This is a genomic window from Psychrobacter sp. BF1 (genome assembly GCF_019279065.1).
Classification (GTDB): domain Bacteria; phylum Pseudomonadota; class Gammaproteobacteria; order Pseudomonadales; family Moraxellaceae; genus Psychrobacter; species Psychrobacter urativorans.
Genome location: NZ_JAGYWV010000002.1, coordinates 408044 through 431066, shown reverse-complemented (window position 1 = coordinate 431066; position 23023 = coordinate 408044). Strand labels below are relative to the sequence as shown.

Here is a 23023-nt window from a genome sequence, read left to right as displayed (position 1 = left end):
TAGAGTACAAGTGACCAGCTTAGTTATCGACACTATTAGCTATAACCAGCTACTATGACTGCTATCTATCTGCTTGTAATTTTATAATAGCGTCGCGTTGATAGCCTGTAAAAATCTATTTTTTCTTAACTAATGAGCAATAGCTAGTAAAATGCTGATTTTCTACACAATATTTATGATTATGACCAATTACCAAAATAATATAGCGAATTAAAGCCACTATTTTTATAATAGCTGTAAAAACATGCAAATAAAAATGTTATCATAGTCACCGTGCTCAATATGAAGGCTATAATGAATATTTATTACATAAATACCTAGTATTGAACAAACAAACTACCTCAGGTAATTTTTGCATGTTACCCTAAGCAGCAATGTATGTTTAGCACAAAAACAGCGTATATTGATCAAGGAAGAATTTTTGCAGCAGGAAATAGCTGATCTATCGGCTAGCTGAATACCTTAACTATCTACCAATTATTTATCAAAGTTATATTGAAGTTACGATGCTAGCTCATCAAGGTTTTAATAGTGAGCTATGATAATAGGATTAGGTATTAATCTATTAGTTATGGCTGCTTTTAGTATATAGCAATCGATTTTGTGAAACGAGGCTGAAAACAAGACCGGACGTTCACAATTAATGATAACTATAAACTTAGTAGTAACTGGTTTGATGTATTTATTAGTAAAATAACCATCAAAGTAAGTGACCACATAGCCACGATAAGCAACTACATTCCGAGTAACTACTTTCTGATGGTATACGCCAACTGTCCAAGTGCTTAGCATATGACGGATCACACAACAATAAGCACAATTCCATTCATTTATCTATCAAATAGACGATTATTATGAATAGCATAACTAAACAAGTAACTGATTCAGGACACACTGAACTCGCTGCTGACAACGCCCTTTATATCGAATCCCTCTACGAGCAATTCCTAATCGACCCTACTAGTGTCGATACGGATTGGCAAGATTACTTTAAACAGTATCAATCGCCAAACGATGCTCATCATAACGCTATCAAAGATCAGTTTTTATTATTAGCTCGTAACCAAACAGCTAATAAAGGATCTGTTGCGTCTACTGATGGGGCAGCTTCTAATGCTACACACCGTGCAGATCCTAAGCAAATGGGCGTTCAACAGCTCATTTCTGCTTATCGTCGCCGTGGTCATCGTTATGCTCAGCTTGATCCTTTAGGCTTACACCCACGTCCGGAAGTTGAAGACCTAACGCTGGCTTATCATAATCTAGCAGAGTCTGATTTGGACACGATATATCCTACTAGCGATTTAAATATCGGTAAGAGTGAAGCATCGTTACGTGAGATTATCGAAATCATGGAACGCGTCTACTGCCGTTATATCGGTGTAGAGTACATGCATGTCACTAGCAGTACTGAAAAACGCTGGATGGAAAAGTATCTTGAATCTAATTTGGGTCATATCGAATTCGATAAAGAAAAACGTTTAGCTATACTCGAGAGTTTGACAGCAGCTGAAGGCCTAGAGAAATATCTAGCGCGTAAATATACTGGGGTAAAACGTTTCGGTCTAGAAGGCGGTGAGAGCTTTATTCCAGCAGTTAATGAAATCATCCAACGTGCTGGTAGTTATGGTACTAAAGAGATGGTTATCGGTATGGCGCATCGCGGACGTCTTAACCTGTTGGTTAACGTTTTGGGTAAAAACCCCGCGGATTTATTTGATGAATTCGACGGCAAAGTGCAGCCAGAAAAAGGCTCCGGTGACGTTAAGTATCACAATGGTTACTCATCAAACGTGATGACTCCAGGCGGAGAAGCACATTTAGCTTTAGCCTTTAACCCATCACATCTTGAGATTGTTGCTCCAGTACTAGAAGGCTCAGTACGTGCCCGTCAAGTACGTCGTAACGATACTGATGGTAACTTGGTATTGCCTATAGTAGTTCATGGTGATGCGGCGTTTGCTGGTCAAGGCGTAGTGCAAGAGACCTTCCAGATGTCACAGACTCGTGCTTATACTACGGGTGGCACGCTACATATCGTTATTAATAACCAAGTCGGCTTTACTACTAGCCGTCAAGAAGATGCGCGTTCGACAGAATACTGTACTGACGTAGCAAAAATGGTTCATGCGCCTATATTACACGTGAATGGCGATGACCCTGAATCAGTAGTATTTGCCTCACAATTAGCGTTAGATTATCGCCATGAGTTTGGTAAAGATATTATTATTGATTTATTCTGCTATCGTCGTAATGGTCATAACGAAGCCGATGAGCCATCAGCAACTCAGCCTTTGATGTATGCCATTATCAAAAAACTAGCGACTACTCGTACTATCTATGTACAAAAATTAGTTGCAGCGGGCGTGATCAGCGATGCTGAAGCTACCAAATACGAAGACGAATATCGTGAATCGTTAGATCGTGGTGAATACGTAGTAAATGCTTTAGTTCTTGAGCCAAGCGAAGAGTTATTCGTTGACTGGACCCCTTATCTAGGCCATGAGCTACAAGATGATTGGGATACTAGTGTCGATATAGAGAAGCTTAAAGCTTATGGCCGCAAAATGGCTGAGATGCCGGAAGGCTATACTTTACAACGCCAAGTTCAAAAAGTTGTTGAGCAGCGTTTAGCGATGCAAACTGGTACAGAGCCATTGAACTGGGGAGCAGCTGAGACTTTAGCTTATGCTTCTTTAGTTGATAACGATGATATTATGGTGCGTATCACTGGTGAAGATGTGGGTCGTGGTACTTTCTCTCATCGTCATAGCGAACTGTATAACGTCACTGATGGCAGTATGTATGTGCCGCTAGCTCACATGAGTGAAAAACAAGCACGCTTTGCTACTTATAACTCTTTGTTATCAGAAGAGGCGGTATTAGCCTTTGAGTATGGTTATGCGACTACGGTTCCTAATGCGGTAGTTATTTGGGAAGCGCAGTTTGGTGACTTCGTCAATGGCGCGCAAGTTGTTATCGATCAGTTCATCGCTAGCGGTGAGACTAAATGGCAGCGCGTTTGTGGTCTGACTATGTTATTGCCACACGGCTTTGAAGGTCAAGGCCCTGAGCATTCTTCAGCCCGTCTTGAGCGTTTCTTGCAGTTATGTGCTGAAGACAATATGCAAGTAATCACCCCAACTACGCCAGCGCAAATATATCATGCGTTACGTCGCCAAGGTGTCCGTCCTATCCGTAAGCCACTGATTGTAATGTCGCCAAAAAGCTTGTTACGTCATAAGCTGGCAACTTCAGAATTAGAAGAGCTGGCTAACGGCAAGTTTGAGACAGTATTGTCAGAGATAGACAATCAAGATGCTAGCAAAGTAACGCGTTTGGTACTTTGTGGTGGTAAGGTTTATTATGACTTATTAGAGCAGCGTCGTGCTTTAGGTCTTGATCATGTGGCTATCGTCCGTATCGAGCAATTGTATCCGCTACCAGAAGCACGCATGGTTGCTGAGATCGAAAAATACAGTAATCTTGAAGAAATAGTTTGGACGCAAGAAGAGCCGTTGAACCAAGGCGCTTGGAATTACTTAGCACCAAATATGTTCCGTATCGTAGTACCGCATCCAACTAAAGCGGAGCTTATGAGACCAGTTGCACGTCCTGCTAGTGCAGCTCCTGCAACAGGATCTGCAAAACTGCATGTCCAGCAGCAGCAAGCTCTAATTGCTGGTGGTCTTGGCATAACAGTAGACCAACTGGCTAAATAGTTAAAAAACTTTGAATGACAGTGGTCAGCGTTCTATATAAAACGTTGAACGCTGTTGCTCAAATTATTAGCATTTATAGTATTGGTAAAAACAACACTAGTATCCAAAGTATTAATATCGAGTATTTAAAGCATCAGTACTATTTAAAGCATTAGAATATAGCAGCATCCGTATCAGGCGATAACAGTCAGCAGCTAACTATTTATACTAGTTATTCGCGCTAACTGCCTATCACGACTTTATAATAAATAGTAATATCTAAATCTAAGGAGTATATCGATGGCTGAAATTAAAGCCCCCGTGTTTCCAGAATCGGTTGCCGATGGCACAATCGTTGAATGGCACGTCACTGAAGGTCAACAAGTTAATCGTGATGACCTACTAGCTGAAATCGAAACTGACAAAGTAGTACTAGAAGTAGTTGCGCCAGATAATGGTGTGGTCACTAAAATCGTCAAGCAAGTTGATGATACTGTATTGTCTGACGAAATTATTGGTGAGTTTGAAGCTGGCGCTAGTGCAGCACCAGCTGTAGATCCAAATCTACCAGCTGCTCCTGTACAAGAAAAGCAAGCAACTGATGGCGGTGAGCCAGTACAAGCTACTGCTAACACTAGTGGTCCTGAAGCTGATCATAAAGATCAAAGCCCAGCAGTACGCAAAGCAGCAAAAGAGTCTGGCGTTGATCCAAAAGACGTTGAAGGTAGTGGTCGTGGTGGTCGAGTTACCAAAAGTGACATGAGTAGCCCAACCCTGAAAGCTGATAGCAGTATCAAAACTGACAGCGGCCAACCAGTTGCTGAAGCCGGCGCACGTAGTGAAAAACGTGTTCCTATGACCCGTCTACGTAAGACAGTTGCAAATCGTCTGCTAGCGGCGTCTCAAGAAACGGCTATGTTAACTACGTTTAACGAAGTCAACATGAAGCCATTGATGGAACTTCGTGCTCAATACAAAGATCGTTTTGAGAAGCGTCATGGTGTACGTTTAGGCTTTATGTCATTATTTGTGCGTGCGGCTACTGAAGCGTTAAAACGTTTCCCAGCAGTCAATGCTTCATTAGATGGCGATGATATTGTTTATCATGGTTACTATGATATCGGTGTTGCTGTATCATCAGATCGTGGTCTAGTAGTACCAGTACTACGTGATACTGATCAGATGAGCATGGCTGATGTCGAAAGCCGTATCCGTGAGCTTGGTGGCCTAGCGCAAAAAGGCAAACTAGGTCTAGAAGATATGATGGGTGGTACTTTCACTATCTCTAACGGTGGCGTATTCGGTTCATTAATGTCAACTCCTATCTTGAACCCACCACAAACTGCTATCTTAGGTATGCATGCTATCAATGACCGCCCAATGGCGGTTGATGGTAAAGTTGAAATCCTACCTATGATGTATTTAGCATTGTCTTATGACCATCGTATGATTGATGGTAAAGAAGCAGTACAGTTCTTAGTAACCATCAAAGAATTGGTCGAAGACCCATCACTGCTATTATTAGATTTATAAGCTCATAAGCTTGTATTGGCTAACGTTGATACAAGCTTTTTAGTTATGATCTATGCTGCAACCAGTCTACTTTAGGCTATAAAATCATCTTAGTTATTCTGTAATACTCATTATATAAATCAGCGTTATTGCCAATCTTCGGCACATAAGTCACAGATTAATAGCGATTGCGCTAGAGTTAATAACTCAGATAATTACTATCATTTAAGCTATAAATAAAATATGGAAATCCATTATGAAAGACAATTATGATCTAGTCGTTATCGGCGGCGGTCCTGGTGGTTATGTAGCTGCTATTCGTGCAGCTCAACTAGGTATGAGCGTAGCTTGTATTGAAAAACGTATTTATAAAGGCGCGCCAGCACTTGGCGGTACTTGTTTAAACGTTGGTTGTATCCCTTCAAAAGCTTTGTTAGATACTTCACATCGTTATGAAGCTACTAAACATGACCTTGATGAGCATGGTATTAGTACTGGTGACGTTGCTATCGATATCGAAACGATGATCGGCCGTAAAGAAGCTATCGTTAAGCAGCTAACTGGTGGTATTGCCGCTTTATTCAAAGGTAATGGCATTGACTGGCTACAAGGTTGGGGTACTTTACTCGACGGTAAAGGTAGCGATAAAAAAGTTAAGTTCACAGCTGAAGATGCTGCTGAGTCTACTATTACTGCTAAAAACGTTATTCTTGCTTCAGGTTCTATCCCTATCGATATTTCAGTTGCCAAAACTGATCATGATCGTATAGTTGACTCAACCGGCGCTTTAGATTTCACTGAAACTCCTAAGCGTTTAGGCGTAATCGGTGCTGGTGTTATCGGTCTTGAGCTAGGTTCTGTATGGCGTCGTCTTGGTAGTGAAGTAGTAGTGTATGAAGCATTACCTAGCTTCCTAGCAGCTGCTGATAAAGACATGGCTAAAGAAGCGGCCAAAATGTTCAAAAAGCAAGGCCTTGATATCCGTGTTGATACCAAAGTTATTAAAGCTGAAGTTCAAGGTGATGAAGTTGTGGTCACTAGTGAAAATAAAGGCGAGTCATCAGAGCAGCGTTTTGATAAGCTAATCGTTTGTGTTGGTCGTCGTGCTTATTCTGAAAAATTGCTAGGTGATGACAGCGGTATTAAACTGACTGAACGTGGCCTTATCGATGTCGATGATCAGTGTAAGACTAATCTTGATGGCGTCTATGCTATCGGTGACTTAGTACGTGGTCCGATGCTTGCGCATAAAGCTTCAGAAGAAGGCGTAATGGCTGTTGAACGCATCCATGGCGAAAAAGCACAAGTTAACTATGACACTATTATTAATGTCATTTATACTCATCCAGAAATCGCTTGGGTAGGTATGACTGAGCAAGAAGCTACTGAAGCAGGTTTTGAAGTGAAAACCGGTTCATTTAGCTTAGCGGCTAATGGTCGTGCCTTGGCTCAAAGTGAAGCTGAAGGTTCTATCAAAGTAGTAGCTGATGCTAAGACTGATCGCCTGCTAGGTATGCATGCTATCGCTGCTGGTGCGGGTGATATCGTTCATCAAGGTATGATTGCGATGGAGTTTGTTTCTAGTATCGAAGACTTGCAGTTGATGACGTTTGCTCATCCAACTATATCAGAAGCAGTGCATGAAGCCGCTCTATCAGCGGATGGCCGTGCTATTCATACTATCCAACGTAAAAAACGTAAGTAGAGCATAATCTGCTTATATGAAGTACCAATTATCCCAGACAGTGCTGAAGCGCTCACTATTATCGTAGTGCTTCAGTAGCAGTAGTAAGTGCGCTAGATGGATACTAACGTGCACTTATTTTCACTTTTTATTAATTGTAAAAAATAAAGGATACAATCAATGAATTTACATGAGTATCAAGCAAAAGAGCTATTAAAAAGCTACGGTTTGCCAATTCAAGAAGGCATTATTGCCTATAGTGGCGACGAAGCAGCAGCAGCTTTTGATAAAACCCCAACGGATATTGCGGTTATCAAAGCGCAAGTACATGCTGGTGGCCGTGGTAAAGCGGGTGGCGTTAAATTAGTTAAAACTCGTGAAGAAGCTAAGCAAGTTACTGATGAGCTTATCGGTACTAACTTAGTTACTTTTCAAACTGACGCCGATGGTCAGCCAGTCAACTTCGTATTGGTTGCAGAAGATATGTATCCAGTACAGACTGAGCTATATCTTGGCGCTGTTGTGGATCGTTCTACTCGTCGTGTTACCTTCATGGCATCAACCGAAGGTGGTGTTGATATCGAAGAAGTCGCTAACGAGACTCCAGAAAAAATCTTTAAAGTTAGCGTTGATCCTTTAGTAGGTCTAATGCCTTATCAAGCGCGTGACATTGCGTTTAAATTGGGTCTAGAAGGCAAGCAGATCAATCAGTTTGTAAAAATCATGACTGGCGCTTATCATGCCTTTATTGATAACGACTTTGCTTTGCTTGAAGTTAACCCATTAGCAGTTCGTGAAAACGGCGAGATTGTTTGTGTTGACGGCAAAATTGGTATCGATTCAAACGCTCTTTATCGTTTACCAAAAATCGCTGCTCTTCAAGATAAAACTCAAGAAAATGAGCGCGAGCTAAAAGCAGCTGAGTTTGACCTAAACTATGTGGCTCTAGAAGGTAACATCGGTTGTATGGTTAACGGTGCTGGTCTAGCAATGGCTACCATGGATATCATCAAGTTGTATGGCGGCAAGCCTGCTAACTTCTTGGACGTTGGCGGCGGGGCAACTAAAGATCGTGTTGTTGAAGCTTTCAAAATCATTTTGGAAGACAGCAGCGTTGAAGGTGTTCTAATCAACATCTTCGGTGGTATCGTACGTTGTGACATGATTGCAGAAGCTATTATCGCTGCTATCAAAGAAGTTGACGTAAAAGTACCTGTTGTTGTACGCCTAGAAGGTAACAACGCTGAAAAGGGTTCACAAATTCTAGAAGAGTCTGGTCTGAAACTTATTTCAGCTCAAGGTCTTGCCGACGCTGCCCAAAAAATTGTCGATGCTGTTAAAGCCTAAGCTCCTAAACGCTTAAGCAAACGAGCATAGTAGTCAAAGCGTAATAGCGGCAGTTCAATAGAGTAGTTATCAATATTTAGTAACTCTCTATACGAAGGGCTGCTATTACAAGACAACCGCATACAAGGAATAAATAATGAGTGTATTAATCGACAAAGACACCAAAGTATTGGTGCAAGGTTTTACCGGTAAAAACGGTACTTTCCATTCTGAACAAGCTATCGAATATGGTACTAAAGTTGTTGGTGGCGTAACGCCAGGCAAAGGCGGTCAAACGCATTTAGGCTTACCAGTATTTGATACTATGGCTGAAGCTATGGAAGTGACTCAAGCTGACGCTTCTGTTATCTATGTACCAGCTCCATTCGTACTAGATTCAATCATTGAAGCTATCGATGCTGGCGTTAAGCTAATCGTAGTAATCACTGAGGGCGTACCGACTATCGATATGCTAAAAGCCAAGCGTTATCTTGAAGAAGCTGGCGATGTACGTTTAGTTGGTCCTAACTGCCCAGGTGTTATCACTCCAGGTCAGTGCAAAATTGGTATTATGCCAGGCCATATCCATTTACCAGGTAAAGTGGGCATCATCTCACGCTCTGGTACTTTGACTTATGAAGCAGTAGCTCAAACTACTAAGCTTGGTTTTGGTCAGTCAACTTGTATCGGTATCGGTGGTGATCCTATCCCTGGTATGAACCAAATCGATGCATTGAAACTGTTCCAAGATGATCCACAAACTGAAGCTATCATTCTGATCGGTGAAATCGGCGGTACTGCTGAAGAAGAAGCAGCTGCTTACATCAAAGACCATGTCACTAAGCCAGTTGTTGGTTACATCGCTGGTGTTACTGCTCCTGAAGGCAAGCGTATGGGTCATGCCGGCGCTATCATTTCAGGCGGTCAAGGTACAGCTGAAGAGAAATTTAAAGCTTTTGAAGATGCAGGCATTGCTTATACCCGTGATCCTTCTAAACTTGGCGAAAAGCTTAAAGAAGTTACTGGCTGGTAATATAGGCTTTAGTCTATACTGATAACCTATGTAGCTAACTACTATAATGACATTGAAAATTATCAAAGACACCCCTACAATGGGGTGTCTTTTTTTATTCAAAAATTGCTCTAGGTGATGAAATGCAGCAGAAAATATTAGTAACAGGCGGTGCAGGATATATCGGCTCACATACTTGTATAGCGCTGCATGAAGCAGGCTATGGTATCGTTGTTTATGATAATCTAACCAATAGTAGTCGCGAAGCTATCAATCGTGTTGCGCAGCTTATTGATGCTCCGATCGAGTTTATTGAAGGCGATGTGCGTAATACTGAGCAGCTTCGAGAAGTGTTCGCCGCGCATCAGTTCTTTGGGGTGATTCACTTTGCGGGACTAAAAGCGGTTGGGGAGTCAGTTGCCAAGCCGTTGATGTATTACAATAATAATGTCAGTGGCACTATTGCTTTGCTAGAAGTGATGGCGGATCATCAGGTCAAGAATTTAGTGTTCTCATCCTCTGCTACAGTATATGGTGATCCTGAAACCTTACCTATCGATGAAAGCTCGCCACGTTCTTGTACTAACCCTTACGGTCAAAGCAAGTTAATGGTTGAATATATCTTAGAAGATTTGGCAGTATCTGATGATGATTGGAACTTAGTAACGCTTAGGTACTTCAATCCAGTAGGCGCGCATATATCCGGTCAAATTGGTGAAGATCCTAATGACACTCCTAATAACCTGATGCCGTATATCTCGCAAGTGGCTGTAGGTAAGCTTAAAAAGTTAAGTATCTTTGGTAATGATTACCCTACGGTCGATGGCACAGGGGTTCGCGATTATATTCATGTGGTTGATTTGGCAGCTGGTCATGTGGCGGCTTTGCAATATCTAGAGCAGCAAGCCGACTTAGCAACTAACGATTTAGCAACTAACGATACGGTAACCAACAGTTCGGCGATCAAAACTTCAGTAGGCTTTTTACCTATTAACTTAGGTAGTGGCAAGGGCAGCTCAGTATTAGAGTTAGTCACTGCTTTTAGTGAAGTAACTGCTCAAAGCGTTCCTTATCAGTTTGCGCCCCGTCGCGCTGGTGATATTGCTAGTTGTTATGCCAGTGCAGACAAAGCTAAAGCGCTGTTGAATTGGCAAGCCCATCTCTCGATTACTGATATGTGTGTCGATACTTGGCGTTGGCAGAGTATGAACCCTAATGGCTATCGCCCGACTTAAATTTTATTAGCTGATCTTTATTAGATAGCTTTTATTGAAAGGCTTTTACCAGATAACTTTCTCAGAGAGTTTTATCTAATAAGCTTGCACTACCAGTTATAAATAGTAAGTGACTATCAGTCATCATCCTAATTGATCTTATTTTTAATGTAGCCTAATACTTATGAAAAAAATCACTCACGCTGTTATTCCAGTCGCCGGCTTCGGTACCCGTATGTTGCCTTTGTCTAAAGCGGTTCCTAAGGAATTATTGCCTCTAGGCAATCGTCCTGCTATTCATTACGTAGTCGAAGAAGCTATCGCTGCTGGTATCAAGCATATTGTGTTAGTTGGCCATGCGCAAAAAAGCGCGATTGAAAACTATTTTGATATCAATGCCGAGCTTGATAATCAGTTGCGTCATAAAGGTAAGGATGAGCTAGCGGATAGCTTAAACTGGCTACCAAAAGATGTGACTGTATCAATGATACGTCAAGGCCAAGCTTTAGGCTTAGGCCATGCAGTATTAGCCGCACGACCGATCATTGGTGAGCATGATTTTGCGGTACTGCTACCTGACGTGGTATTAGATCCGTTTACTACTGATCTACAGAGCGATAATTTAGCTTTTATGCTCAATGAATTTACTCAGAACGGCTATTCACAGATCCTAGTCGATAAAGTAGCTGATGAAGAAGTGTCTAAATATGGGATAGCTAAACTCAGCGCTGATACCAATTTTGAGGACATTGCTACTGATACTACTACCGTTAACGCTAGCTTTAAAGTAGCGGGCTTTGTAGAGAAACCGAGTCTAGCGGATGCTCCTTCGCGTTTAGCGGTTGTTGGCCGTTACGTGTTTAGCAATCAGATTTTTGACTATTTAGCCAATACCAAGGCCTCCGTCGGTGGAGAAATTCAGTTAACGGATGCTATCGATGCGCTAATTAGTCAGCAAGGTGTTGAAGTGACTACTATGTTGGGTAATAGCTATGATGCTGGCGATATGCAGTCTTATATGCAAGCCTTTATTTATTTTGCTCAACAACAATTATAAGACGATAAATAGCCGATGAATAATTCACTATTTGATAGTAACGACTTAGCCAGCAGTGAGATTAATAATATCCATCCTAATGCCCGTGGCTCTAAGCACTGGACAACTCTGCAACAGCTTGCTGAGCAGCCTTTGTCATTGGCGGCCTTGTTCGCTCAAGACCAGACTCGCACGCAGCGTTTTAGTAGCCAAGCGGGTGCGCTGTATATGGATTATAGCAAGCAGGGTATCACTGATGAGGTGCTAGCAAGCTTGCTCAACTTAGCGCACAGCTGTGATTTAGAAGCTCGTATAAAAACCCTGATGCAAGGGGCGATGGTTAACACTAGTGAAGAGCGTGCGGCATTACATACAGCGCTGCGCTTGCCTGAAGGGGCCAAACTGCAAGTAGGCAACCAAGATGTAGTGAGTGACGTGCATAATAGTCTAGCGCAAGTAGCCCGCTTATCGCAGCGTATTCGTAGCGGTAACTGGCGTGGATTCTCTGGCAAAGCCATTACTGATGTAGTCAATATCGGCGTTGGTGGTTCCGATTTAGGGCCCTTAATGGCGGCTACGGCTCTTGATGAATGGGCAGATACTGAGATCGTCGTCCACTTTGTGTCGAACATGGATGGCAGTCAACTTGATAATTTGCTTAAACGCTTAAACGCCGAAACTACCTTGTTTATTATTTCTTCTAAGTCTTTTGGTACAGTTGATACGCTGTCTAATGCTAAGACTGCTCTATCTTGGTTGTTGGCTACGGCAACCCTACGTGCTGGTACTCAAGATAGTGTATTGCGTCGGCATTTTATTGGTATATCGGCCAATAACGCTAAAATGACTGCTTGGGGTATCCACCTTGAGAATCAGTTGCAGTTATGGGATTGGGTCGGTGGTCGCTTTTCTTTATGGTCAGCAATTGGCCTAGCTATTGCTATTCGTATTGGTATGCCTCAATTTCGTGAGCTATTAGCCGGTGCGCATAGCATGGACATGCATTTTGCTACTGCTGATTTTTCCGATAATCTGCCAGTGTTGTTAGGCTTACTTGCGGTTTGGAACAGTACTTTTTTACACATTCACGCGCATACGGTATTGCCTTATGATGGGCGCTTGGGTTATTTACCTAGTTACTTGACTCAGTTAGAGATGGAGAGTAATGGCAAATCAGTCACTCTTGGCGGTGAGCATGTAGACTATGATACTTGTCCTATATTATGGGGCGAAATCGGCTCTAACGCCCAGCATGCATTTTATCAGCTGTTGCATCAAGGTACGCAGCATGTCTCCTGTGATTTTATAGCCTGCGTGCGTCACTATAGTGATGAGGTGCAGAACGCATCGTTACAACATCAACATGAGTTATCATTAGCTAATTGTTTGGCACAAAGTCGAGTGCTAGCATTTGGTAACGCCGCGGTAGCTGATATCACTGATAGTTGTGAGGCTGATAAATACAAGCATTATCGTGGTAATCAGCCATCGACTACTTTGTTGATAGATGAGCTTACACCGCACAGCTTAGGGGCTTTAGTGGCTCTTTATGAACACAAAGTTTACGTGATGGCCAGTATTTGGGATATCAATCCCTTTGATCAGTGGGGCGTTGAGATGGGTAAGCAGATGGCCGAGTCGGTGTATCATGCGCTACAAGATAATAATAGCATTAGCCCTTTTGATAGCTCTACTAATCAGCTATTGGCGCATATTAGACAGCTTTCTTAGGGTATGTCTTCACTACAAAGAGTTATTATTCAATCGTATTAAAACAGCTATGTTTTCGCCACGGTTTGCAAGTTCATAGCTAATAAGGTGCGGTTATTGCTTACAAAACCTCCTTTGAGCTGCAGCAATATAGCTTGTTTTTATCCTTATAACTCAGTTGAAGATACCCCTTATTACTAGCAATAATGCTTTTAACGCTATTCTGATTAAATACAGCTAGGGTTTATGCCAAACTATATAAGTTGTTAAAGCTGTATAAGTTATCTGCATAACAGTAGCTATTCATGCCATAAAAATACAAAAAGGTAGCACTATGCCCTCTGATTCCACCCAAAACTCTATAGCTTATGATGCTGAAAACTTAAAAGTATGCGTTATTATTGGTCATGATATTGAGGCCATTACTAGCGCCGTAGTGCTGGCAAGTTTAGGTCGAAGTGTGCATCTATATGCGGACAGAAAAATATTAAATCAGCAATTACAACAGTATGGCTTTGAGCATCATCTGCAAGCGTTGTGGCAGCTGTATACTCAGCAGCAGCAAATTATCAGTCAAGACTTACCTGAGAGCGCAGATCAGCTAATTAAACGTTATGAGCAAGTGGCTACTACTGATAACACTCACACCCCAGTAGCACTGTACTGGTTATTTTTAGATAGTATCAAGTCTGTCTGGTCGGATGACCATTGGTTAATGGCTTTTAATCATAGCCAACAGCAAAACTTGCCAGTTATTATTAGTGCTATCGAGCCATTAGGTTATATTCCTGCATTGGCTGAGCGCCTACAACGGGCATGGGTTTACTATATACCTTTTGTATTCTTACAAGATGGCGAAGCTTATAGCTCCATGCTGACCCCTTCGCTTTGGTTGCTCGGTGAAAAAACCGCAGATAGTAGCCAGCATCTATCAGCACTACAGCCCTTAATTCAACACGCTCAAGCTCATCATCATGCTGATATTGCCACTATAGAGTTTGCGCGTAGTAGTATTATGGCGATGCTAGCGACGCGCGTCAGTTTTATGAATGAGATGTCGCGTTTGGCAGATAGTCACCAACTTGATATCCAAAAAGTCAGTAGTATTATGGGGCTTGATGCGCGAGTTGGTAGTAGTTATCTGCAGGCTGGCTGGGGGTTTGGTGGTAACACTCTGCCTACAGAGCTTGATAAGCTACAGTGCTCTGCTCAAAATAATAGTGTCAATATGCCCCTACTACAATCGGTTATGCATATTAACGAAGATCAAAAAGAGCTCATATTCCGCAAATTTTGGCAGTATTTTGATGGCTTTATCGATGACAGGACTGTGATGATTTGGGGAGCTAGTTATAAACCCGGCTCAGGACGCACAGCAGGTTCAGCGATACATCCTTTATTAGAGCTGCTATGGTCTTATAATATACGCACTATCATTTATAGCGACAAAGCCAAGAGTGAGCTTGCCGAGCGTTATCGTGAGCAGCCTCTATTAGAGCTGGTAGACAGCCCTTATGAGCAACTTAATGCTGCGCAAGCCGTGTTCATCATTACCTTATCGCCACAGCATAGACTTGATGTGGCGCAGCTTAATCATCAAGCTATCCCTATATTTGATGCTCAAAATGCGCTTTCACGCGCCCAGATTGATGCTTTAGTAGGCGGTTATGTGGGTATCGGCCGTACTAAGTAAGCGCAGAAAATGGTTATGATATAAAGTTTTGATTAATAAACTATAGCAATCCATAGCAAAAAAAACGCCTATCAATCTAGAGTTGACAGGCGTTTTGTTATTATAAACCATAGCTTGTATAGAATAGCTTAAGCTGGAACTGCACCTTGTAAAGCTAACCATTGCTGAATATCTTGAGTTTTGCTTGCTAATAATTTCTCATCGCCACGAGTTTCAATATTTAATCGAATCAAGGGTTCGGTGTTAGAAGCGCGCAAATTGAAACGCCAATCCTTGAAGTCAAGACTTAAGCCATCGAGAGTCGACTTAGTAGGGATTTGGCTACTGAATTTTTCTTCTATATCATTGATGATAGTTGCCGCATCATGTTTAGTGAGATGAAAATTTAATTCGCCTGAGCTTGGGTAAGCGGCAATGTAACCAGTGACTAATTGTGAAAGGGTTTTGCCAGTAACTGATAACAGCTCAATGGTCAATAACCACGGAATCATGCCACTATCACAATAGCAGAAATCACGGAAATAGTGATGCGCTGACATCTCACCACCATAAACAGCGCCCGACTCGCGCATTACTTGCTTAATAAATGAATGTCCTGATTTACTAATAACCTTTTGTCCATTATGGGCGTCAATCACCGCTTCGGTATTATAAAGTACCCGTGGATCATAAACGATAGATTGGCCAGGATACTTATTTAAAAAAGCTTGCGCCAGCATACCGACTATATAGCTACCATCAATAAACTCACCATTTTCATCGAATAAAAAGCAGCGGTCAAAATCACCATCAAAAGCTATACCTAAGTCTGCTTTGTGCTCGATAACGGCCTGTTGAGTGGATTGTCTATTGGCCAAAATCATAGGGTTAGGAATACCGTTAGGGAAGCTACCATCAGGCTGATGATGCAGCTTAATGACTTTGATCGGTGCGCCAGCTTGCATTAGTTTGTCGACCAACAAATCGACTACAGGCCCTGCACTGCCATTACCTGAGTTAATAACTAAGGTTAAAGGTTGTAATTTGCTGGTATCAACAAAGCTCATTACGTGATCTATATAAGCGCTTTTATCGGTTAATAACTGTCGCTTTCCTAGCCGATAATTTGCGCCTTGTTCATTGCCAGTAGTGAATCGACCAGACTCAGCTAATGCTTGGATCTCAGCTAGACCATCATCGGCACTAATAGGCTTTGAATGCTCTTTAACCAATTTTAACCCATTATAATTGATAGGGTTATGACTAGCGGTCACTTCGATGCCTCCTAGCGCTTGATAATGGCTAGTAGCAAAATAGACTTCTTCGGTCCCAGTCATACCTAAATCTATGACATCAATACCAGCATCTAGGATACCAGTGATAGTTGCTTGCTTAAGTTGCTCACTAGAGTCACGGATATCACTGCCGATAACAATAGCCGGTTTGAGTTGTTTTAACTCATTATTAGTAGCACTATCATCATTAGCATCAACGCGCTCAGATAGAATCTGTGCAAAGGCGCGGCCAATACGATAAGCAATATCTTCATCCAAATTGACCCCAAGCTCACCACGAATATCATAAGCCTTAAAGGAATCAATAGTAATAGCTGTAAATTCAGTATGGGGAGAAGTATAGCTTACAGAAGTAGCACTATCAGACATAGACATGGCTAGAACATTCCTTGAGTTAGAACAGTAAAGTGGCTATAAAAATAACAGTTATGAGTATAAGGTAGTAAATATTAAATGATACACTAACTGATGAATCAATAGGGTAAAAGCCTGTCTCTAGCTTAGCTTATTTAGCCTCACTTTACTGCATTTGCTAGCTATAATAATGAGTTTTACAGCTGTTGTTTACCTTGCTATCTTTTATAAAAATTAACTAAAAACACAAGAGTAGCTTTTATGACTGAGCAAAATATCATTAGCGCACCGACGCCAGTACAAGGAACTCCTGAGGCTAGTGGCGAATTAACTGACTTGTTAGGCTTGATGGCACGGCTGCGTGCGGATTGTCCATGGGATCAAAAGCAGAGCAATCATAGCCTAATACCTTATGCTATCGAAGAAGCTTATGAGCTGGGCGAAGCGGTACAAGCTGATGATGATGAAGATATCAAAAGTGAGCTTGGTGATGTTCTGCTACAAGTTGTTTTTCATTGTCAGCTCTATGCTGAGCAAGGTCGTTTCGATATCAGTGACGTCATAAGCACCTTACAACAGAAGCTGATTCGTCGCCATCCACACGTGTTTGAAGCCGAAAATCTAGTTGATGAAGCGGCAGTTAAAGTCCGTTGGGATGAAATCAAAGCTGAGGAGCATCAGGCTGCTGCTGCTCGTGGCAAACCGCGCCGTCGGTTGGATGCCATAAAAGCCGGTAGTGCCTTGATGCAAGCACAAGAGGTACAAAAGCAAGCGGCAAAGTTAGGCTTTGATTGGCCAGGCATTGAAGGGGCTTTCGATAAGCTTGATGAAGAGATTAGTGAATTAAAAGCGGAGGTTAGGGACAAGTCAAAATCGGCTGCTAAATACAATATAAGCAAAGCCAATATTAGAGACATTGAAAAAGAGCTTGGCGATTGTTTTTTTGGCTTAGTCAATGTAGCCCGTAAATTAAACTTGGACGCTGAAGCCGCAGCCCTCACTTGCGTGCACAAATTCAAATCACGCTTTGCTTATATCGAAACCCAATTAGAGCAAGTAGATAAAAGTGTAGAAGATAGTGATTTAACTGAGATGGATAGGCTATGGGAGGCCGCCAAACAGTATGAACGCTGAAAACAGGTCGTTTTATGGCTTTAGTTTCACTAAGTCAGCTACACTGGCTTGGGGCTTAGCTTTTGCCTTATTTTTTAGTTTCGGTACAGTGGTTAATGAGGGACAAGCAGCGCCTTGCTTCGGTAATGCGCAAAGCGCCTATAATTATTTGCTAACCCAAGAAGAGTTGGAAAACCAAGCCCTAAGCCAAAATAGCATTAATATCAATCGTGCTAGTGAAGGTGAGCTGACATCGCTAAAAGGTATTGGTAGCAGTAAAGCACAAGCTATTATCTTATACCGCGAAATGTTCGGCGACTTTAAAAGTATCGATGAATTGGCAAAAGTAACAGGTATTGGGGCTAAAACCATAGAGAAAAATCGATCCCGTTTACAACTATAGAATTAAATATTTTTTAATTGACGATAATTTTGACAAAATTGCGTGTAAGTAAATATCTAAATACACCCACCGTGCATAAAATTTGTTAAACTAGCAGGTACATCCGCCTGACAAACGCTGTGTTGGTCAGGGTGGTTAAGAATATGGCAAGGAGTAGATGCATGGCCGAGCGTGCCGCCAAGCAGTTAGAACTGAATAAATCTGAATTACCTAATTCCATTACTGAAGTAATTGCCACTCTATCCCGAGCTGGGTTTGATGCCTATATCGTCGGCGGAGGAGTGCGTGATACTTTATTAGGACTGCGTCCAAAAGACTTCGACGCGGTTACTGATGCCAAGCCATATGAAATCAAAGATGTGTTTGGTAAGCGTTGCCGCATTATCGGTCGCCGCTTTCAGTTGGCGCATGTGTATTCTGGACGTGAACTGATAGAAGTAGCTACTTTTCGTGGTCCACCCAATAATGATTCCAATACCAATCAAGACGGTATGATCATACGTGACAACGTTTGGGGTGATATCAAACAAGATTTCTCTCGTCGTGATTTCTCTATCAATGCGCTGTATTATCAGCCGCTCAAAGGCGTAGTCCACGATTTTTGTGGTGCTCTTGATGATATCGATAACAAGATAATTCGGTTGTTGGGCAATGCACCAGTACGTATTGAAGAAGATCCAGTGCGTCTACTGCGGGCCTTACGTTTCAAAGCGAAATTAGGCTTTGAGTTCGATAAAGAGTTAGCCGAGCAGTTTCATGATGGTAATTGGGCATTGTTAGAGCAAATATCACCGCATCGTCTTTATGATGAAACTCAGAAGATGTTTACTGGTGGTTATCTAGTACCATTACTACCTTTATTGTTTGAATCAGGAGCGATTGATAGCCTTATCATCTATCCGCCTGCTGACCCGAGCCCATTAGTGCAGCAAGTAGCTATTAATACAGACAAGCGTATTGGTGCTGGTAAAAGTATCAATCCAGCCTTCTTTTATGCCGCCTTGCTGTGGGAAAACTATTTACACCAGTTAGAAAAAGCTAAAAAACGCAATATGCCATTCGCTGAAGCACAAATGCAAGCGGCTGGTAAAGTTATTGATCGTCAACGTATCAAAACCGCTATTCCTAAATTTGCTGAGCAGTTCATTCGTGATATTTGGCTATTGCAGCCAAAACTTGCCGCACCGCGTAGTAAGCAAATAGAGCAGTTGGCTGAGCATCCGCGTTTTCGTGCTGGCTTTGACTTCCTGTTATTACGTGAGCAGTGTGGTGATGCTGAGCATCCGTTGTCAGAGTCAACCAATGATATGGGGGACTGGTGGCAGACTTATCAGACTTTGTCTGAGTCGCAAAAACAACAAGCAATCGAAGATTTTGATGAAAATATTCGTCGTGGAGCTTATAAGCAAGCGAAGAATGGGCCACGTGGTCGCGGACGTAATCGTCAAAATCAACAAGATAGTAGCGATAACGAGCAAGCACAGCCAAGCGATATTAACAGTCAAAACAACAGTAGTAAAAAAGAGCAATTGATGACGAATGCGCAGCCCACAGCTATTAATGACGCCTCAAACGTACCGTCACGTCGTCGCCGTCGTGCTGATAATGCCTCGGAGGCTTTGGTGACAGCGCCGCAAGCTGACGCCAGTTTACAGTCATCGTCGCCACAATCTGAACCGTCAAAATCGCGCCATAGCAACAGGTCTGCTAATAAGCTGACGCCGCGACAGAAGCATGATAGTAATGAGCTGGCACAATTACAGCAGCTGTCATTGGCTTATAGTAGTGCTGAGTCTAATATAGACCAAGCCTCTAGCCCTGCGCCCCTGTTTGTGATTGAGCATGATAACGTCGTTCCGCCACTGAAAAAGCAACTGGCAGAGCAAACGCAGAAGCCTAATGCCAATTCAAATGCTAATACCCGTGCTAATACTAGTACTAGTGTTGAACAAAAAACGGCAGTATCTAAAGTTAAGCCTAAGCTACAACCTAAGCCGGAGCAAAAACTGGATCAAAAGTCAGCTAAATCTGTAGTTATTGAAGAAAAAGCCAAGCGCCCACTGACTTCTGTAGCAGAAACCCAAGTAGCACAAACGCCAAAATTGGTTAGTACTAATAATGAACCGATACCGCATCAGCGTCGTCGCCGTCAGCCAAGTACCGTAGAGGCAATGCCTACGGTTAATGGTTCAACTACTCGTTATGAGAAAAAACCACCTAAAGTAGTAGTGCCAGTCGATACTGAATCCAAAGCTAATTCTAAGCCTGAGTCTAAGCCTAAGTCTAAGTCTAAGTCTAAGGAAACAACTGCCAAGTTAGCTGGAGGCGGTAAAGCTGGTGAGCAAGCTAAGATCCCTAAAGTGGCTTCTGAAAAACAGGCTAAGGTTAGCCAAAAAACAGCTAGCAGTAGTAATGTTAAAGGCGCTGTACCTTCAAAGCGTCGCCGCCGTCAGCCTAGTACTGATATTACGGTGACGGAACAAGAAGGTAAGTAATGCTCATAAAAGCTGAGGCAAATACAGACGGCATTGCTAGCAGTATGAACGCTGAGGCTAGCAGTTGGATTAAATGCTATTTAGGCTTGGGTAGTAACTTGGCCAATGATTTAGGTTCACCAACTGAACATTTGCAGCAAGCGTTGAGTGCTCTACGTCAGTATAAACAGATTCGCAAGGTAGAAGTCTCTTCGTTTTATAGCTCGGCGCCGATGGGACCGCAAGATCAAGCTGATTTTGTTAATGCTGTGGCGGGACTTGAGACTACGCTGGCGCCACTTGAGCTGCTTGATGTTTGTCAGCAGCTAGAGCAAGGAGCTAAGCGGACGCGTCTGAGACACTGGGGTGAACGTAGCCTGGATGTAGATATTCTACTTTATGGTCAACAGCAAGTGAGCGAGCCAAGCTTGATAGTGCCGCATGTCGGGCTAAGCGAACGCAATTTTGTCTTAGTTCCATTGCGAGAACTGGCGCCGGAACTAATGATTTTACAGCAGTCTATTAGCGATTACCCTTTAAGTGTAGACTGGACAGCGCTACAGCGTCTAGATGAGCCTAAGCTGCGTTTAGATAATTCTGAGTAATACCCACATTAATAAAGCCTTATCGAGGGTCATATGACGACTTTATCGACTTTAAATAAGTTTAAAAAAGACGGTATCAAATTTACTTGCCTAACTTGTTACGATGCTATGTTCGCACGAATGATGGACAAGGCACAGATAGATACTATCTTGATTGGTGATAGCTTAGGCATGGTGGTACAAGGCCATGACTCGACTTTACCAGTTACAGTAAGCGATATGGCTTATCACACTGCTAATGTCGCTCGTAGCAACAAGCAGGCATTGATTTTAGCTGACTTGCCTTTTATGAGTTATGTTACCTTAGCCGATGCCATCGCTAATAGCCGTCAGCTGATGCAAGCTGGTGCTCATGTGATCAAGGTTGAAGGCGGTAGTGAGCTGTGTGATTTAGTAACTACGTTAGCCAATGCCGGTACACCAACTTGTGTGCATTTAGGGTTAACCCCGCAATCAGTCAATGTCTTTGGGGGTTATAAAATCCAAGGGCGTACTGAGGATGCTGCGGACAAATTACTATCTGATGCGCAAGCAGTAGTAGCTGCTGGAGCGGCGCTATTAGTCCTAGAGTGCGTTCCTGCCAAGCTTGCCAAACTAGTAACAGCAACTGTTCCAGTACCAGTCATTGGCATAGGTGCTGGCGCGGATACTGATGGTCAAGTACTAGTCATGCATGACATGTTAGGAATGGTGCATGGACGAGTACCACGATTTGTCCATGACTTCTTAACCGATGTGCGCAATAGTGATCATAATATCGAAGGGGCATTTGCCTTATATCAGCAAGCAGTACGTGAAGGTAGTTTTCCTACTGAGCAGCATCAATTTAGTTAGTAGCTGATTGCTTCTGTTATCCTGACTAACTTTTTATAGCACCCTATAACCAGAGTTTATAATGCCTATTATTCATCACCATATTGACTCTTTGCGCGCAGCTTTGCAGCCGTATCGTAGCGAGCAACGCATTGCTTTAGTGCCGACGATGGGCAACCTACATCAAGGGCATTTGCAGCTAGTAAAGCTGGCCAAACAGCATGCAGATATTGTGGTGGTGAGTATTTTTGTCAATCCTACTCAGTTTGGTGTAGGCGAGGACTTTGATAGCTATCCACGTACCCTTGATGCGGACGTAGCCATGCTAGCTAGTGTGGATGCTGATTATGTCTTCGCACCTAGTAGTGATGAGATGTATCCAGTGCTACCACCAGCGACTGCGATTACTGCTGGTGCTATTACTAGTCAGTTATGTGGCCAGTCACGACCGACCCATTTCGATGGTGTGGGCATTGTGGTGGCTAAGCTGTTCAATATTGTCCAACCTGATGTATCCATATTCGGACAAAAAGACTATCAGCAACTAGCTATTATCAAACAATTAGTTGGTGATTTGAGTTATCCAATTGCGATTATTGGAGCGCCAATAGTTCGTGCCAGTGATGGTTTGGCTTTATCCTCGCGCAATCAATATCTCAATACGGATGAGCGCCAGATAGCGCCTATTTTGCATAGTGAGTTACAACGCCTAGCGCAGCAACTGACTGAGGCACCAGACTATAAGTCCGTATTGCAATCACTGCTAACAGACAGTGCTAAACGTATTACTGACGCAGGCTTAGTTATTGATTATCTAGAAGTAAAAACTACCGATCTTGCAGCCATAGATACCCAAGACTCTCAGCTTACTAATAGCCAAGATTTAATTATTTTAGTCGCTGCTTGGTTAGGTCGTGCTCGTTTATTAGACAACCAGTTACTGACAGTCAACCCTTAATAATTAACCGTTTTAATAGCAATGCTCTACTAGTAATCTACAATCTAGCTTGCTATAGATTCAGTAATAGATTTGATAGTTATCAGCAAACAAGCCATAAATAGACCGGGCATAGTAGTGATTCAATGGACTTAATAAGAC

General features: G+C 42.5%; 16 protein-coding genes. 15 read left to right on the top strand and 1 reads right to left on the bottom strand.

Going from position 1 to position 23023, the window contains the following annotated elements; all coding sequences use genetic code 11:
* Window positions 1-854: 854 nt before the first annotated feature.
* From KZA12_RS04710 to KZA12_RS04670, 9 genes are all read left to right on the top strand, one after another.
* Window positions 855-3722 (top strand): 2-oxoglutarate dehydrogenase E1 component, encoded by a 2868-nt coding sequence (locus KZA12_RS04710; protein ID WP_218689393.1) that lies wholly within the window; start codon window positions 855-857, stop codon window positions 3720-3722.
* 279 nt (window positions 3723-4001) lie between these two features.
* A complete protein-coding gene (gene odhB, locus KZA12_RS04705; protein ID WP_201621590.1) occupies window positions 4002-5234 on the top strand; it encodes a 2-oxoglutarate dehydrogenase complex dihydrolipoyllysine-residue succinyltransferase in 1233 nt (410 codons plus the stop codon).
* 235 nt (window positions 5235-5469) lie between these two features.
* Window positions 5470-6918: a dihydrolipoyl dehydrogenase gene (gene lpdA / locus KZA12_RS04700; protein ID WP_201621591.1), complete on the top strand. Its 1449-nt coding sequence runs from the start codon at window positions 5470-5472 to the stop codon at window positions 6916-6918.
* Window positions 6919-7077: 159 nt separating this feature from the next.
* Window positions 7078-8244, top strand: a complete 1167-nt coding sequence (sucC, locus tag KZA12_RS04695) for an ADP-forming succinate--CoA ligase subunit beta (protein WP_201621592.1) — start codon at window positions 7078-7080, stop codon at window positions 8242-8244.
* A 136-nt stretch (window positions 8245-8380) separates the two neighbouring features.
* Window positions 8381-9256 carry a succinate--CoA ligase subunit alpha gene (sucD, locus tag KZA12_RS04690; protein WP_201621593.1) on the top strand — a complete coding sequence of 292 codons (876 nt, stop codon included), beginning with the start codon at window positions 8381-8383 and terminating at the stop codon, window positions 9254-9256.
* Between the two features lie 122 nt (window positions 9257-9378).
* The gene (gene galE, locus KZA12_RS04685) at window positions 9379-10470 is read left to right on the top strand and encodes a UDP-glucose 4-epimerase GalE (protein ID WP_218689392.1); all 1092 of its coding nucleotides are present in this window, start codon (window positions 9379-9381) and stop codon (window positions 10468-10470) included.
* Window positions 10471-10633: 163 nt separating this feature from the next.
* Complete coding sequence (locus KZA12_RS04680) at window positions 10634-11506, top strand: UTP--glucose-1-phosphate uridylyltransferase (RefSeq protein WP_201621595.1); 873 nt, start codon at window positions 10634-10636, stop codon at window positions 11504-11506.
* Between the two features lie 15 nt (window positions 11507-11521).
* Window positions 11522-13216, top strand: a complete 1695-nt coding sequence (pgi, locus tag KZA12_RS04675) for a glucose-6-phosphate isomerase (RefSeq protein ID WP_218689391.1) — start codon at window positions 11522-11524, stop codon at window positions 13214-13216.
* A 313-nt stretch (window positions 13217-13529) separates the two neighbouring features.
* On the top strand, window positions 13530-14888 hold the full coding sequence (locus KZA12_RS04670; RefSeq protein WP_218689390.1) for a UDP binding domain-containing protein: 1359 nt from the start codon (window positions 13530-13532) through the stop codon (window positions 14886-14888).
* 128 nt (window positions 14889-15016) lie between these two features.
* Here the strand turns inward: KZA12_RS04670 and KZA12_RS04665 are convergent, their stop codons facing one another.
* Window positions 15017-16531, bottom strand: coding sequence for a phosphomannomutase CpsG (locus tag KZA12_RS04665; protein WP_218689431.1), 1515 nt, complete (start codon window positions 16529-16531; stop codon window positions 15017-15019).
* Window positions 16532-16777: 246 nt separating this feature from the next.
* Here KZA12_RS04665 and mazG point away from each other — a divergent pair, with 246 nt between their 5' ends.
* From mazG to panC, 6 genes are all read left to right on the top strand, one after another.
* Window positions 16778-17650, top strand: coding sequence for a nucleoside triphosphate pyrophosphohydrolase (mazG, locus tag KZA12_RS04660; RefSeq protein WP_218689389.1), 873 nt, complete (start codon window positions 16778-16780; stop codon window positions 17648-17650).
* A complete protein-coding gene (locus KZA12_RS04655) occupies window positions 17640-18032 on the top strand; it encodes a ComEA family DNA-binding protein (protein ID WP_218689388.1) in 393 nt (130 codons plus the stop codon). Before mazG ends, KZA12_RS04655 begins: the two co-directional genes overlap by 11 nt.
* 161 nt (window positions 18033-18193) lie before the next feature.
* Entirely contained in the window at window positions 18194-20527 is a 2334-nt protein-coding gene (pcnB, locus tag KZA12_RS04650) for a polynucleotide adenylyltransferase PcnB (RefSeq protein ID WP_218689387.1), read from the top strand.
* 44 nt (window positions 20528-20571) lie between these two features.
* Entirely contained in the window at window positions 20572-21111 is a 540-nt protein-coding gene (folK, locus tag KZA12_RS04645) for a 2-amino-4-hydroxy-6-hydroxymethyldihydropteridine diphosphokinase (RefSeq protein WP_218689430.1), read from the top strand.
* A 33-nt stretch (window positions 21112-21144) separates the two neighbouring features.
* Window positions 21145-21945 carry a 3-methyl-2-oxobutanoate hydroxymethyltransferase gene (gene panB, locus KZA12_RS04640; RefSeq protein ID WP_218689386.1) on the top strand — a complete coding sequence of 267 codons (801 nt, stop codon included), beginning with the start codon at window positions 21145-21147 and terminating at the stop codon, window positions 21943-21945.
* Window positions 21946-22006: 61 nt separating this feature from the next.
* Window positions 22007-22882: a pantoate--beta-alanine ligase gene (panC, locus tag KZA12_RS04635; RefSeq protein ID WP_218689385.1), complete on the top strand. Its 876-nt coding sequence runs from the start codon at window positions 22007-22009 to the stop codon at window positions 22880-22882.
* Window positions 22883-23023 lie beyond the last annotated feature (141 nt).